This window comes from Acinetobacter sp. NIPH 817, assembly GCF_000368405.1.
Taxonomy (GTDB): Bacteria; Pseudomonadota; Gammaproteobacteria; order Pseudomonadales; family Moraxellaceae; genus Acinetobacter.
Map to the genome: position 1 here is coordinate 243,850 of NZ_KB849419.1, position 15,349 is coordinate 259,198.

16 protein-coding genes are annotated in these 15,349 nt (G+C 36.2%); 7 read left to right on the top strand and 9 right to left on the bottom strand.

Annotated features, from left to right (window positions below; translation table 11 throughout):
- The first annotated feature begins 75 nt into the window (after nt 1–75).
- Nucleotides 76–411 carry a winged helix-turn-helix transcriptional regulator gene (locus F968_RS02525; protein WP_004789923.1) on the top strand — a complete coding sequence of 112 codons (336 nt, stop codon included), beginning with the start codon at nt 76–78 and terminating at the stop codon, nt 409–411.
- A 27-nt stretch (nt 412–438) separates the two neighbouring features.
- Nucleotides 439–657: a DUF6500 family protein gene (locus tag F968_RS02530; RefSeq protein WP_004789925.1), complete on the top strand. Its 219-nt coding sequence runs from the start codon at nt 439–441 to the stop codon at nt 655–657.
- Between the two features lie 83 nt (nt 658–740).
- Here the strand turns inward: F968_RS02530 and F968_RS02535 are convergent, their stop codons facing one another.
- Entirely contained in the window at nt 741–2,597 is a 1,857-nt protein-coding gene (locus tag F968_RS02535; protein WP_004789927.1) for an NACHT domain-containing protein, read from the bottom strand.
- Between the two features lie 99 nt (nt 2,598–2,696).
- Nucleotides 2,697–3,245 carry a TetR/AcrR family transcriptional regulator gene (locus F968_RS02540; protein WP_004789930.1) on the bottom strand — a complete coding sequence of 183 codons (549 nt, stop codon included), beginning with the start codon at nt 3,243–3,245 and terminating at the stop codon, nt 2,697–2,699.
- Between the two features lie 758 nt (nt 3,246–4,003).
- Between F968_RS02540 and F968_RS02545 the strand changes: the two genes are divergently transcribed.
- Both F968_RS02545 and F968_RS02550 read left to right on the top strand, forming a co-directional pair.
- A complete protein-coding gene (locus F968_RS02545; RefSeq protein WP_004789932.1) occupies nt 4,004–4,906 on the top strand; it encodes a helix-turn-helix domain-containing protein in 903 nt (300 codons plus the stop codon).
- A gap of 111 nt (nt 4,907–5,017) precedes the next feature.
- Complete coding sequence (locus F968_RS02550; protein ID WP_004789934.1) at nt 5,018–6,019, top strand: aldo/keto reductase; 1,002 nt, start codon at nt 5,018–5,020, stop codon at nt 6,017–6,019.
- Between the two features lie 47 nt (nt 6,020–6,066).
- On the opposite strand, the gene F968_RS02555 is transcribed toward F968_RS02550, so the two are convergent.
- From F968_RS02555 to F968_RS02580, 6 genes are all read right to left on the bottom strand, one after another.
- Nucleotides 6,067–6,459, bottom strand: a complete 393-nt coding sequence (locus F968_RS02555; RefSeq protein WP_004789937.1) for a hypothetical protein — start codon at nt 6,457–6,459, stop codon at nt 6,067–6,069.
- Nucleotides 6,460–6,481: 22 nt separating this feature from the next.
- A complete protein-coding gene (locus F968_RS02560; protein ID WP_004789940.1) occupies nt 6,482–7,225 on the bottom strand; it encodes a hypothetical protein in 744 nt (247 codons plus the stop codon).
- Between the two features lie 191 nt (nt 7,226–7,416).
- On the bottom strand, nt 7,417–8,613 hold the full coding sequence (locus tag F968_RS02565) for an ATP-grasp domain-containing protein (protein ID WP_004789942.1): 1,197 nt from the start codon (nt 8,611–8,613) through the stop codon (nt 7,417–7,419).
- The gene (locus F968_RS02570) at nt 8,610–9,821 is read right to left on the bottom strand and encodes an ATP-grasp domain-containing protein (protein WP_004789944.1); all 1,212 of its coding nucleotides are present in this window, start codon (nt 9,819–9,821) and stop codon (nt 8,610–8,612) included. Before F968_RS02570 ends, F968_RS02565 begins: the two co-directional genes overlap by 4 nt.
- A 14-nt stretch (nt 9,822–9,835) precedes the next feature.
- Nucleotides 9,836–10,726 carry an FAD-binding oxidoreductase gene (locus tag F968_RS02575; protein ID WP_004789947.1) on the bottom strand — a complete coding sequence of 297 codons (891 nt, stop codon included), beginning with the start codon at nt 10,724–10,726 and terminating at the stop codon, nt 9,836–9,838.
- Nucleotides 10,727–10,741: 15 nt separating this feature from the next.
- The gene (locus F968_RS02580) at nt 10,742–11,422 is read right to left on the bottom strand and encodes a hypothetical protein (protein ID WP_004789949.1); all 681 of its coding nucleotides are present in this window, start codon (nt 11,420–11,422) and stop codon (nt 10,742–10,744) included.
- A 351-nt stretch (nt 11,423–11,773) separates the two neighbouring features.
- Here F968_RS02580 and F968_RS02585 point away from each other — a divergent pair, with 351 nt between their 5' ends.
- Nucleotides 11,774–12,658 carry a DMT family transporter gene (locus F968_RS02585; RefSeq protein WP_004789951.1) on the top strand — a complete coding sequence of 295 codons (885 nt, stop codon included), beginning with the start codon at nt 11,774–11,776 and terminating at the stop codon, nt 12,656–12,658.
- A 7-nt stretch (nt 12,659–12,665) separates the two neighbouring features.
- Here F968_RS02585 and sxtR read toward each other — a convergent pair whose 3' ends face one another.
- The gene (gene sxtR / locus F968_RS02590) at nt 12,666–13,577 is read right to left on the bottom strand and encodes a multidrug efflux pump transcriptional activator SxtR (RefSeq protein ID WP_004789953.1); all 912 of its coding nucleotides are present in this window, start codon (nt 13,575–13,577) and stop codon (nt 12,666–12,668) included.
- A 141-nt stretch (nt 13,578–13,718) separates the two neighbouring features.
- Here sxtR and sxtP point away from each other — a divergent pair, with 141 nt between their 5' ends.
- Both sxtP and F968_RS02600 read left to right on the top strand, forming a co-directional pair.
- A complete protein-coding gene (gene sxtP / locus F968_RS02595) occupies nt 13,719–14,963 on the top strand; it encodes a multidrug efflux MFS transporter SxtP (protein WP_034596118.1) in 1,245 nt (414 codons plus the stop codon).
- A 23-nt stretch (nt 14,964–14,986) separates the two neighbouring features.
- Entirely contained in the window at nt 14,987–15,313 is a 327-nt protein-coding gene (locus F968_RS02600; protein WP_004789956.1) for a gamma-glutamylcyclotransferase family protein, read from the top strand.
- Nucleotides 15,314–15,349: the final 36 nt, after the last annotated feature.

Consider the following 15,349-nt stretch of genomic DNA (forward strand, 5'->3'; position numbering starts at 1 on the left):
GAAGTGTGCTTTCCTAAATATAAGTACGGTAATTTGTGTTATATACTATACCAAAAGACAGTATGGATTTTAAAAATGGATGACTGCATTCCAACGTATACGCCATTAGAAGATACGGGTTTTGGCTACACCCTTTCTTTGATTAATGGCAAATATAAAATGATCATTATATATTGGCTCTATGGAAAAACGGTCATGCGTTTTAACGAGCTTCAGCGCTGCATTGGAATTATTTCTTTTAGAACGCTTAGCAATACGCTTAAAGAATTGGAAAAAGACGGACTGATTATTCGTAAGGAATATCCTCAAATTCCGCCAAAAGTTGAATATCGCCTTTCTGAAAGAGGACAGTCTTTAATTCCTTTATTAGATATGATGTGTGAATGGGGCGAGCGCAATAAGCCGTCTTAGTTTTATAGACTTGAAGTGATACTAAATATGAGAAATGAATTAAGAGAAATTTTTGTTAAGGGATGCGACGATAAAATTGAGAAGAAGGGAGACAATGTTGGTCTATCTTTTTATGCTTTTTTTAAAAATAAGAATGATAACCCTGAGTTACTAATGGAAGCAGCTCATTGGTGGATTATGGAGCATAAGCTAGATCACTTTGAGAAAGCTGTGAAGATTAAACAATTGGTTTTGAGTGAGCAGTAAAAATTAGAGTTATTTGAAAAGGCTTAAATTTAAATAATTTAAGCCCTTCCCTAAGACAACTACAATGGTTAATTTGAGATATATTAGATATCATCAAAATCATCACTGAGAACAGATGTCTCTATCTGATCTACTTCCTGAACTATTTGCTCAAATCTATCGCATATTTTGAACCAAGCCTTTTCCATTTCTATAAAAAACTTTTTATCCTCAATTACATCTGTAACTTTATCAATATCATTCTCATGATTAATCAAAAAATCATCTAACTGGCGTTGATTGATTAATTGTATCATTTGACTATCTACTAATTTTTCATCATAAGCATATGAAAAACCATCTCTAATTTCATTATCAAATGTTTGAAAAAATACTGGAGAAGTACCGTAGTTTATTCCAAAATGTGTTTCTTTACCCCCTTCGAACTCTTCTAAACATTTATATAAACTTCCCATAAATTTATTAAAATTAATTTCATCTTTTTTAAAATCTATATTCATTTCCTCTTTATATATATTCAAACCACCCAATAGATAATATTTTTTAAAAAAATAAGGTCTTAATACTTGCAAAAAATCGATATAGTTAGTATTTGAAAATCGAAAATAACTTTCTTTAATAAATTTTCTTTCAATAACATCTCTTGCTAAAGCTTCTGGCAAATTAGTAATAAAACTAGCAACATAATATTCTTGGATACTTTTATGTATAAAAGTATAGTCTGATCCATCTTTTAAAATCAAACAAGCAAATCTTGTGTAATCATTTATTAAGTCAGTATAATCAATATCAACAGATATATTATTTTTCTTTAAACTTTTTTGTAATAAACTTACAAATAAAGTTTTATCAAAAACAGTTTTCCTTACCAAAAATGATTCAAAACAAAATCTTTCAAAAACTTTTTCTAGTTGGTTTTGGTTAAGATTTGAAAAAGATTTTCTCTTTTCTATCCCCTTAGACTTATCATGAGTAAAAGTAACAACATCAAAAATATTTTTATAAAAATCAGAAACATGCTGTGGAACAGAAAAACCAAAAGTATATTGTTTAATATATAAAACGACCATTAATGGGGTAGTTAAAACGGATCTTACCTCAAAACTAGACGAACGGACTGAATCAATTAACTTTTGTTGATTCTCTTTATCATCAACAATTTTTTCTATTAATCCTTTCTGTTCTTTAAAACTATATGGCTTTAACGAAATTGTATAAAAATTTGGATTTTGAAGTATTATTGTCTCAGGACGGCTTGTAATAATAATTTTCAGTTCAGGATAATTTTTAGTCAAATTATCAATACTATTATATGTTTCTTGATATAGGTCTAAATCCACCTCATCAAAAGCATCAAGAAATATTGATATTTTCCCACTCTTCAATACTAATTTAAAAATTTCCTCATTATCTCCTACCCATGGACTTAAATAATCTTTAATTAATCTAATTAACCCCTTACTTTTTGAAATATTTTTTAATTCTATAAATACTGGTATTCTTTTATTTTCAATAAAATCTTCAATAGCCAAAGATCTTAAAAATATTGATTTACCTTGACCAACTGTTCCTTTAAATACTATATTATTAGACTCTATTTCTAGTTTATCTTTAATTTGTTCTATATGATTTATACAAAAATTTATTTTTTTATATTCTAATTGTGGTTGTTGAAAAAAATCAAATAGATTAACAGGACTATCTGCACCTGTTAATAAAGTTTTAACAGACATTAATTTAGAAATTGAACAAACTAAGTCTTCATTATTTTCAGAAAGATTATTTAATATTTTATAATTATCATATTTTCGTCTTATAAAAGTTGTTACTTCTTTAAGAATAGTTGGAGCAGCAGCCTTAAGAGCAACAGTCGAGATTCCTATAGCCATAACTTTAGTACCTTGTTTTTTAATAAAAAGTATTTTATCTACTTTATTCATTAATTAAAGTATTTATGTATGAAGATTTTCTTTTTTATTCTAATCTAATTTTGATATGGATTTCTTCCAAAAGCCCAACTCCCGTCGGGCCTCTCCCCATCAAACCCGACTTAAAAAATATTCAAGTAATGCATCCCTTTCATCGGTGTTATTAGTCCCCAAAAGCTGTACCATCGCGCCATCAATCACAAATAAAAACATGTGCGCATCTTCAACTGTAGCAGTCGCTTTTACAGTTAAAAGGAGTTTATGAATTTCTTTAATGAACCAGTTTCGGTAGTCAATCACGAGTTTATAAGCTGCTGGATAGATCTTTTCAATTTCAAAAATAGCTTTAAATGGCAACCGATAAAAGCCCTCTAAATTTGCATGTAAGAGGTAAATTTTCTTGAGTTTATCGAATGCCATGAGTTCGCGGTACGAATGAATAATTGAAAACACCTCATGTTTTAATGCATCTATTTGAAAAGTTAGGCTCATCTGAATGAGCCTTTCCTTGGAGTGAAAGTAGTTATAAAAAGTGGCTTTGGGGATTTTGGCTTCTTCAACGATTCGATCGACCCCGATGTAAAACCCATTTTGATTAAATAAATCTTTTGCCGCGTGGAGCACGCGTAATGCTCTAAATGAAGCTTCTAAATTTGGCATTTTTATACCGTTTAAAATAATTTTTTGTTGTATGTAAAAGAGATAGAAATGCCGTCGCTCTTAAATTGAGCGCTAAAAACAGGCATGCCAAAGCCGCACAAAAATGGTGTGCTCGCCTATCTCAGGTTTTATTGTTGCTATGATTTTTTAGTCGTAATGACCTATGGTTTAAAACCTAGAGTCGGTTAAACCGTTTTAAAGACCAGTGCGATATAGACGTAAAGACTTTGGCAAAGGCCAATAAAGAAAAAGAATTAGTACGCATATGCGGACTCCTTGTGTGTAAAGGAGTTCTACCCAATCACTGTCAAATGATGGTGGTAGAACGAGAGAAGGTTGACAGACTGACACACAAGAATCAGCACGCACAAGGCGTCCCTCCCTCGCCCTACCGCTACGAAGGGGGACGAACGAGTTCGCCACCAAAAAGAGAACTTTTTGATGTCTTGTGTGTTATATCGATCTGTCAAAATCGACTGGCAATGTGGCCAGCAGGCAAAGGATAATCCGCGTGTTTTTGAGTGTCAATGTGATATTGGCTATTCATTTATAAAGATTATTTTTATTTTTCATTGGCATAGTGATTTAACAATATATTTTCTTAAAGTTTAGTTTTTCTGGTCATTTCATTGTTAATTTATCATTCATTTTCAAACCGCTTAAACGAACCGATTGATCGCGTTATAAATAAAAGCTACAGTAAATAAAGTTTGAATTTTATAACTTTAAATAATTTGATAACGCATGCAGGCAAAGACATGGAAACCATACATGATTTTTATCGCCGCTTTTCTTTAACCAGAGATAGCGATTACTCGGTTCCATCGACTTCGTTTGGACATTTTAATGTGTTTCAACGTGATGCCTGCTCGTTTCTGACGCCTTATAGCCGCCGCGATTATTATAAAATTTCACTGGTTTTGGGCACAGGCGACCTTCACTACGCCAACCGCTGGATTCGGGTTGACCGTCCTGCTTTACTGTTTTCAAACCCAATGGTTCCCTACGCTTGGGAAATTAATTCGCCTGAACAGGCAGGTTGGTTTTGCCTATTTACCGAAGAGTTTGTAAACCAAGAATCGCGACAAAGCTTTTTAAAAGACTCACCGCTATTTAAAGTTGACGGCGACCCGCTATATTTTTTAAACGATCAACAAGTTGATGAAATTTCATTTATTTTCAAAAAGATGATGAATGAAATAAATTCAGACTATATTCATAAATACAACGTTTTAAGAAACTATTTGCACCTGATTGTGCATGAAGCCATGAAAATGCAACCGACCCAACAGTTTGAAAAACATAGTAATGCTGCGGTTCGGATTTGCCATTTGTTCTTTGAGTTGTTAGAGCGCCAGTTCCCCATCGACTCGCCCCATTTTCAGCTTAAACTCAAAACTGCAAATGACTATGCCTATGGCTTGTCGGTGCATGTGAACCATTTAAACCGCGCTGTAAAAGAAGCCACAGGTAAAACCACGTCTGAGCATATTAGCTCGCGCATTACGCAAGAAGCCAAAGCGCTGCTACAACACACCAGTTGGAATATTTCTGAAATTGCCTATAGCTTAGGCTTTGAATATTCAGCATATTTCACTAACTTCTTTAAGAAAAATACGGGCTTTTCGCCTAAAAAATTCCGCGAAGACTGTGTGGCCTAAAATCAGATTGTTTGATTTTTATAATTATTGGTTTGAATGTTATACGTCAGTTTGAGCCAAAACATTTTATAGTTTTTCTACTCAAGTGATTTTGCAAAAAGAGTGTGAAAAATGAAATATAGAACTTTAGGACAAACAGGCGAAAAAGTATCAGCACTTGGTTTAGGTTGCATGGGAATGAGCTTTGCCTATGGTGCCTCAGACGACACACAAAGCATTGCCACTCTAGAAAAGGCATTAGACCTCGGCATTAACTTTTGGGACACCGCCGACATGTACGGCAACGGCGCAAACGAAGTTTTGCTCTCAAAAGTTTTAGAAAAACATCGCGACAAAGTGTTCTTGGCGACCAAATTTGGCTTTCGTTATAAAGAAGACAACCTTAACCCACAAAACTCTTTAGAGTCTTATATCGACGGTTCTCCAGAGTGGATTAAAGTTGCGGTCGAAAACAGTTTAAGACGCTTAAATACAGACGTGATTGATTTGTATTATGCGCACCGCATAGACCCAAACATTCCAGTTGAAGACACCATTGGCGCAATGGCTGACTTGGTGCAACAAGGTAAAGTACGTTATTTAGGACTCAGTGAAGCATCTGCTGAAACCATTCGTAAAGCGCATGCGATTCACCCGATTGCAGCGGTTCAACATGAATATTCATTACTTACTCGTGAGCTGGAAGATACACACTTTCAAACTATTCGCGAGTTAGGTATTAGTCTTGTGCCGTATTCACCGCTATCGCGTGGTTTAATCACCAATACGCTTGATGTGAGCAGCCTAGACGAAAGTGATTTCCGTCGTCAGTTACCACGCTATCAAGGCGACAACTGGAAAAATAACCAAAGCTTGGCGCAAGCATTTAGCGAGTTTGCCCAAAGCAAAAACGCGACAGCAGCTCAAATGGCTTTGGCTTGGATTTTGGCGCAAGGTGACGACATTATTCCAATTCCGGGCACGCGTAAAATCGAGCGACTTGTAGAAAATGCAGGTGCTGTTGACCTTCATTTAACAGCGGCAGATTTGGCAGAAATCGACGCGATTATTGCGAGATATCCAAACATGGGCGCACGTTATAACGCTCAGCAACTTGCTGCGGTCAACCACTAATATCTAAGCCATAAAAAAAGTCCGACTCAGTGTCGGACTTTTTTTATTTAGTCTTTGCTATATGTACCTTGCTGGCGTCCACCTTCCCAAATCGCGTCTAATGATTTGTCAGAAATCGTTAGGCTTTCAGGGAAAATACTTAAATCCTTTTTAAATTTAGCCTCTGGTTTTAAGCCAATACAGTCACCGTTTTTCCACCATGTACCTTCGGCATATTGGTCTAAAGCACCCACAGCAAGCATCCATTTAAACTTGCCATCTGGCTGAAGTAAAAGTTCTGAACCGACTTCCATCACCCCATTTAAATAATAGTGTCCACTCCACGCCTCATCGGCTTTTTGGAATTTCACCTCTTTGCATGTGCTGGTTGGCTCGGCGTAAATTTGAGATGAAATGGCAATCATAGAAACGAGTAGCAACCGTGCAAATTTATTCATCATTCAATTCCTTATATTTTTAGTCTTATTTTCCAGACTCAACTTTTAAATAAGTTCCATCTGCATAAACGTTATGTCCAAAGCCACAACCCGAGTTGCCCTCGTTTTGTTTGACCTGAATGTAATTGCCTAATTTCGTATTAGATTTAAAATTGAGCTGAATTCGACAGTCTTCATTTTTATAGATCGTTTGCTTTTTATTGCTCGGCATTTTGGTGTCGAACTCGCCCATATTCGGGCCGTAGATCAAGCTTCTAAGCCCCATATATAAACCCGCATAGCTGATTGCATATTGGCCCTTCTCACGACTTACCGTGATGTGATCCCACTCACCAAAACCCGAGTAACGAACATATTCACCTGACAAATCATTTGATGCTTTAGATATAGGCAATTGCTTAAGATTAAACTGGCTCGATTTTGATTTTTCATCGAGCATAAACCATGCTCTCGCCCAAAGTGGTTGCCCCAATTTGGCATAGGCTAAGCCCACGTTATTGTTGGCAACTTCAATATCTCGGTCGGTAAATTTAACTGTGGTTTCATCTTCATTGGCTTTACAAAAAGCAGTCCAAGAGGCTTGGTTCTGAAAGTTTTCGAGTGCTTTTTTATATTGTTTTTGGTCGTAGTTTTTTTTACCTAAGCTCGCGTATTGCTTCACTTTATTACAGTTTTGTTGTAGCTCTTGTTCAAAAGAAAATTCTGCATGCGTAACCGCCAAAGCTGAAAGTGTGAGAACCGCGCAACCTGAAATAATAGATTTAATCATTTTTAAAATTCTTTAATAATTAACTAATTATATAATATGAGTAAGCTCTATAAATCACAATTCTCTGCAACAAAAGTCCATTAGAATGGTAGTTATGCACATACCTTTTGTTCTTTAATACTTCCATATAAAAAAGGCCTGAACATTTTAAGTTCAAGCCATTTGGTTTTTAGAATTTAGCCAAATCTCAACTAAGAAGATTCACTCAGACTCAAGTTAGAATGATGATTTTGACAAATTGCACTTTGCAAAATTTTCATACTATTTTTAATCGCATCTTCCACCTGTATTTGGCTATCTCCCATGAAATGAACTTTTGCAGGAATATTTTCATAACTAAAATTATTATGATCACCACTTTCCTGAATCAACTGATAGGTAATGGTTTCATTTTCTAGTTCTTTAATCCCATTAAATAAAAAACCTGAACTATAAGGATTAGGCATCATTAGAAAGCCCGTAATTTTCGTGTTCACTGGCTCTTGTGGAATTTTCATGGCAGCCTTAATCCACATTTCATATAAGTCGACTGACTCATTGCGTAATGTGATGAATGGAATTTCTCCGCCCCCGACTCGCCCACCTACTTCTAAAAAGACCAACTCGCCCTTAGATTCAATAAATTCAAGATGAATCGCTTGATCTTTTAATTTTAAGAATTTACATACGTCTAAAGTAAAACGTTCTACTTTTTGAATAAATTCAGAATTATCAATTGTTACAGAGCCTAATGGCGCACCATTTCTAAAGTCTAAACAGGTATTAATATATTTTGAGACTTTAAAGTAAGGCATTTGATTGTCTGAAATAATCGCATCGACGTGATAGATATCCCCTTCAACAAATTCTTCTACTTCATAGCCCTCATATGAAGATAAACGAGGAATATCGGCCAACTCACTAATTTTAATTACCCCTTCAGAAGCTGCACCTACCTGAGGTTTTAAAATAATCGCTGAGCCAATTTCCAGCAAAAACTTTTCAATATCTTGATACGAAGATACTTCAGCATATTTAGGGTAACGCACAGTCGAGTGAGCTAAAGCATCTTTCATTTTTTTCTTGTTACGACATAACAAATTGTCTTCGACAGTTGCCCCCACAATATTCAATTCAGTTCGAATGCGAGCAGCAGCATCGAGGTCATATTCTGAGATAGCAATAACGTAATCTATAGGTTTTTTCTTATAGATTTTTTTGGCCTGATCGAGAACGTCTTCTTCATTTAACTGCTCTAACCCAGCTATGCAGTAACAGTTTGAAGAAGTGATATAACGCATCGTTTCTGTTAATGAAATATAAGACACATGCACGGTATTGTGATCTATATATTTATTATAATCAGACAGTTCATCGTCATATCTATTGATGATTAATACATGTTTCATATGACTTTCACCTGCTCATGTATATGTTTGACTAAACTACGAATCTTATCTTCGCTTTCGGAACGGAAAATGAAGTAGCCTAATCGTGAGGTCCAATCATGGTTGCACGCCAGTTCATCATTTGTTTCATAGTAGAAGTGATGATGTACACATTCAGGTGCTTCTAACAGTTGATCTAAGCCACTAAAACCTTTGAACAGACGGTGATTACCTTGGGGCATAAAGGCAATTGCTGAAACCAGATTTTTCTCTATTGAAGGTGAATATGGCAGGTCTAAGTATTCGCTCAGTACCGCTTGAGCAAGGTCAAAATTAGTCGCCAGTTTAATTAACTCGACAATATTGTCGCCCGGTAAACGTGCCGCCAACTCAATTGCGACTGCTTTTCCTTGAGGTGTAACTCGCAGTTCTAAGTGAAAAGGTCCTATATTTAACTCTAAGGTTCTAATGACTTTTTCGGCATAGTCAAAAACATGTGCAGAAAATTGGCGGTCATATTGATTACCCACAATATGCCCAATTTCAACAAAGTAAGGTTCTGACCCTAATAGTTTTTCTGTCAGTGAAGCAAAGGTTATTTTTCCATCTGTATGGATAATTCCTTCAACGCTGTATTCTTTACCTACAATGTATTCTTCAACAATTAAATCACCACTGGCATAGAAACCAATATCGTTGGGCTTAGATTTCCAGATCGCTTCAACTGTTGTTAAAAGTTCCTCAAAATCTGCAACTTTTTTAACAGACATACTGCCCGCCATATCAACCGGCTTGACGACAGCAGGAAACTTAAAGCCTTGAGGTAATTCAATTTCTTTATCCTGTGAAATCAAGGCATATTTAATATCGCTTAAACCCGTCTTGGTTAGCTTGTCACGAAATTTAAATTTATTCCGGACTGTTTGAGCTGCCCTATATTCAAGAGAATTTTTGGCAAATGAGTTACCGAGCTGGGCAGCCATAAGTACTGCATATTCAACACCGGGTAATATGGCTTTTATGGTCTTTAACTCAACAATTTTAGAGAGTTGACTATGAAAATCACTGGTATCTATTTTTATTATTTCTTTTGCTTTTTGGCGCATTGTTCCATCAATGCTGCACTCTCCTTCATCAGTAGAAAAAACATATAAATCTATTCCTAATTCTTGAGCGGCATTTAAATAAGTCACGCCTGAAGAAATAGGTTCTATAACTACTACTGTCATTGTTACAGTCTCCGTTAGGGACCAAAACTTTCTAACTCACACAGAGGCTGATTTAAAATTTTATTAATTATTGGGGTAGAACCGACACCCACTGTTAACTCGTGAGAGTCCAAATAATTTGAAAAATCAAATCCATTATTCGTCCACGTACAAAACGGGATATTTATAATATTGACCTCAGCGGCAACTTGTTCTCGAAAAACATTTAAGCAATGTTGATGATAATCACTTAAAACTGACCGATTAATCGCATAGATATTTACTTTGGAAATAGGATTTTTTCGGATGAGATCTAATCCACGAGTAAGTGCAGCTCCCATGCCGCTTCCACCGCTTACAATATTGAGCGTAGAAATATCTTTATCGTATTCAGGTTCTATATGATTATTCAGGTTGTATTCTAATTGATCACCAATCGCTAGCTTTTCAAATAAGTTAGAAAATATTCCATTTGGTCTTAATTTTATGTGCAAAACAAAAAAATCATAATTTTTCACACCCAGTGAAACCACAGAGTAACTTCGAATTAAAGGTTCTGACGGGTGTTTGATATTCACAATTGCTTTAGAACTAAAGAACGTCCTTTTAATTTTAAATGTGAGCTCAACAATATTTTCAGAAAGAAAATTTCTAGTTATTAATTGAGCCACACTAAAATTATTAACCAATGGTGCGATTTCGACATCGCTCTGAGCATAGCTAATACAAGGCAAGAACTCTTTATCTATGGCAACTTGGTTTCCCGATTCATATACGACTCCACCTTTTAGTTTACATCGACAAACTCGGCACACACCTTTTAAACAGCCTTTCATCACCGTGCTATCAGGCACCGCATCGATGAGAGGCTGCTCAGAATCAGCAATGAAAATATGCTCTTTAATGCGAACATTCACCATTGGCATATTCTAATTCCATTGCTATGAAAGCGTTTCAGCACGCACAGCCTGAAAATACTCTCCCACCATCGGAACAAAGCTATTGATATGTTTGATGGCTAGATCAAAGTCTTCTTGTGTCTTAATTACAGAAGAAAGCATCTCTGTCATCATGCCACTATGGTCTTCAGCTTCATCGAATGCAACATGTGAAGCCGCACCCGATACAGCCTGATTCCCCATATGAACACCCGCTTTTTGGGTAATAAAATTATTAAATTTGTCGCCATAATATTCGAGGAACCAGTCCCAAACGACTGCTGGTAATGCCCCAAATTTCTCTACACAAAAGTTTAAATACCCCATCAGTTTCCATGTTTCAGGAAATGCATTTTTTGAAACGATCTGATCTGAAGAATAGCCATATTTAGTCAAATCCTGACCAAACATTTCATCGTGACCAAATTCATCATATAAATAATATGAAAGCTGTTTTGCGGCAGAGATATTATTGATTGCTGCAACACGCACTGCATTTGCATCTAATTCATTATTCATATGAATGCGAATAACACACTCTAAAATATGACGTTTATAATAATTTTCATCGAACCAGTCTTCATTATGAAATTTATGCATAATCTCATCTTTTTTAAACTCGCTATGCATAGCATGATCAACCGCACTTTCTAATTTTTTCAAACTTTCCTGTGAAAAAAACACGAATTATCTCCATTATATTTAAATTATTATCTAAGCATTAAATACTTATTTAGCTAGAATTAAGACTGTTATTAATTAAACTTAAAACAATCAAATATTATGTTTAAATATATTTTTAAAAATGTCAACAAAATATTATTTTTAAGAATTCCTAATTAAAATTAAACAAAATAATTTAATTAACAATCAAACAACAAATAATTTTTAATAAATAGATTAATTCAAATTAATATCCATCACCAACAAAATTTAAATAATTTATACTTCATGGAAAAGAAGGAAATTGACAGGGCTATATTGCGAAAAATAATGTAGACTCCTTATGGCTAAATATATGGAAGTATTAGAAAAGTGAATAATCTGATTATTGGGACTCTATTTGCGCTCTGTGCTGCTGCACTCAATGCCTCTATTGGGGTGATTAGTAAACTGCTTATGCACAGTGGCTTAAGCCCACAAGACATTGCTTTTTTAAAAACAGTCATCGCGTTCTTCTTTTTAAGTGTGTTTTTATTTAAAGTTCCTGTTAGCCAAAAAATTGCTTTTATTAGCAATACTCCAAGCAAACTGAGTGTCTTTGTCCAAATTGCGATATGTGCTTTTTTAGGGATTTTTTCACTATTCTTTTTCGAAACCATTGCCTACAACCATGGTGCTGCGGCCAATGTAGTTGTGGTACTCATGGCTTCAGCCGCTATTTCAGCTTTATTTTTTGGTAGATTAGTTTTAAAAGAAAGTATTTATATTCATTCTATTGCGGGAACATTATTAGCTGTAGCGGGTATTAGTTTAATTTCATGGAAAGGTGAAAATAGTTTATTAATGCTGATCAATGCCTCTATTGCAGGCACTGGCTATGGGCTATTTTCAGTATTAATTAAAAAATTCAGATTAAATGGTGGTTTATTCCTAACGAAGTATTTATTACTTTTTGGTAGTGTTTATCTTGCTGTTCCCTTTTTAATTAATTTTCATAGCATTAGTTTTAATACCAATATTATTTTAGGCTTAATAGGCTTGGCAGTTCTGCCAACCATTCTTGGATTTTATTGCACAACCAAAGCATTAACATATTTACCCGCAGCAAAAGTACAAGTGACCGAACTTTCTGAACCTATTTTTGCAGCACTGATGGCTTGGGTTTTCATTCATGAACAGCCGACTTTATCGTTTTTATATGGCGCAATTTTCATTATTTCAGGCATCTTTTTAATGAATAAAGCGCCTAAAGCATAAAATAATTTCATTGATATTCGTCTGCATGGTGACAAGCCACTTGCACCACACTGGCAAAATTAATTGCCATTTGTGAAGGGGCATGTTTTTTATAAGCAAGCCCTAAACCCACCGTAGGTACAGGTGCTTTCAAAGAACGATAAGCTACGCCTTGTATTTGCAATTGTTTAGTCGACTCCGGCACCAAAGATACACCTAAATTTGCAGATACTAACGATAAAATTGACACAATTTGCGGTGCATTTTGTCCAATTTTTGGTTCAAAACCACGCTCATGGCAGGCTTGTTTAATCGCATCGAAAAGCCCTGCGCTAATTGAAGGTGGCGAGACAATAAAATCAAGTTCTCGTAGCGTAGTTAAATCAATTTCTTGCGTTGAATTATCTAGACTCAAAGACTCCGAAGGTAAAGCAGCAATGAGTGGTTCTGCTAATAATTCTTGAATAATTAAACTATCTGGAATACTGCGAGGCGAACGAATAATCGCGACATCTAAACGGTCTTCAAGCAATAGGTCTATGAGCAACAAGGTATTGGCTTCTTCAAGTTTTAAACTAACTTTCGGATATTGCTGCTGGAAATAACGAACGCATTTAGGAATGAGAGGGTTCAACATTGAGGTGCCTGTAAAACCCAATCGTAATTGACCTACTTCTCCATTTGCTACCTGCTTAACCAAGTTCGCTGCATCTTCTACACGTTGTTGTACAGGCTGAATCGCATTTAAAAAGGCAAGCCCAGCTTCGGTCAACTCAACCCCATGCGGAGAACGGATAAATAAATCTGCACCTAGCTCTTCCTCTAAGTCCCGTATTTGCATGCTTAAAGGCGGCTGACTCATGTTTAAACGATGCGCAGCTCTGGTAAAGTTTTTTTCTTCTGCTACTGCTAAAAAGTAGCGTATATGTCTGAGTTCCATCGCTATATATAAAACATATCATGATCTATTGTTAAATATATTAGAAAAATACCACCTAAATTGCTAATTTTAATTTATCGAATTCTCTCGATGCAGCATGCCCCTCGAAGCACTGCTATTTCTTTCTGTCATGGTCATGATATGAGCTCTTCATCTACACCCAGTACCTTAAGCACTGAGGCAAATTCTCTTCTTTCCCGCGAATGGATTCACAAAGGGACAAAAGCCTACAAACATGCAGGATTTGCTTTATTCCTCGTAGGTTTTGCCAGTTTCTCTCTGATTTATTGTGTACAGCCACTTCTGCCAGCATTCAGCCAAAGCTTCCAGATTAGCCCTGCGAGCAGCTCTTTAGCTTTGTCATTAACGACTGCTTTTTTAGCCATTTCGATTGTGCTATCGAGCGCTTTTTCTCAGGCAATTGGTCGTCGTGGTGTCATCTTCAGCTCAATGCTGTGCGCAGCTATTCTTAATATTGTGGCTATGTTTACACCTAACTGGCACAGTTTGCTCATAGCACGAGCATTAGAAGGTCTATTACTTGGCGGTGTACCAGCCGTAACGATGGCTTGGATTGCCGAAGAAATCGCACCTGAACACTTGGGTAAAACCATGGGTTTGTATATTGCAGGTACGGCTTTTGGTGGAATGATGGGCCGCGTCGGCATGGGTATTTTGATTGAATATTTTTCTTGGCGCACTGCTTTAGGCTTACTTGGTGCAATCTGTTTTATTTGCTCGATTGCCTTTTTAAATCTACTTCCCGCTTCGCGTAATTTTGTACAAAAAAAAGGATTGAATTTGGGGTTTCACATGCAAATGTGGCGTACTCACTTAAGTAATTTAAAGTTACTTCGCCTATTTGCCATTGGTTTCTTGCTTACGAGTGTCTTTGTCACTCTATTTAACTACGCCACTTTCCGTTTAAGCGGAGCGCCCTATTCACTAAGTCAAACTCAAATTAGCCTTATTTTCTTGTCGTATAGCTTTGGCATGGTGTCTTCATCGTTGGCAGGAACGCTAGCCGATCGCTTCGGTAAAAAAACCATGATGATGAGCGGCTTTGCCTTAATGATTGTGGGTAGCCTCATGACATTACTCAGCTCTCTTTTCGGCATTATTATCGGCATCGCCTTTATTACCACAGGTTTCTTTATTACCCACTCACTCACCAGTAGTTCCGTTGGTGCCGAAAGTAAACAAGCCAAAGCCCACGCCAGCTCCCTGTACTTGCTGTTTTACTACATGGGTTCGAGTATTGTCGGGTCAGCAGGTGGCTGGTTCTGGTTACACGGTGGATGGAGTGCGATCGTAGGCTTAACCGTTGTACTGTCGTTACTTGGAATATTTTTAGTCGTTTATACCACACACGCAAAAGCGCATTAATTTTTAAGTTAAAGGAAAATCACATGTCGAGTTTATTTGTTTATGGCACTTTAGGCCCAGGCCGTCCTAATGCACATATACTTGAAAATATTGGCGGACAATGGTCAGAAGGTTGGGTAAACGGAAGCTTGCGCAATGAAGGCTGGGGAGCAGATTTAGGCTATCCGGGAATTGTGCTTGATGAAAGTACCAATCAAGTGCAAGGTTTTGTTTTTAGCTCAGAGCATTTAGACGCAAACTGGAAATTACTCGATGACTTTGAAGGTGAAGGCTATGAAAGAGTACCTGTGCAAATCACTTTAAATAGTGGCGAACGTGTTGATTCGTTTATCTATGTGTTGAAGTCTTAAGCTATTTCTAAAGTCCAAGCACATAAAGATTTAAAA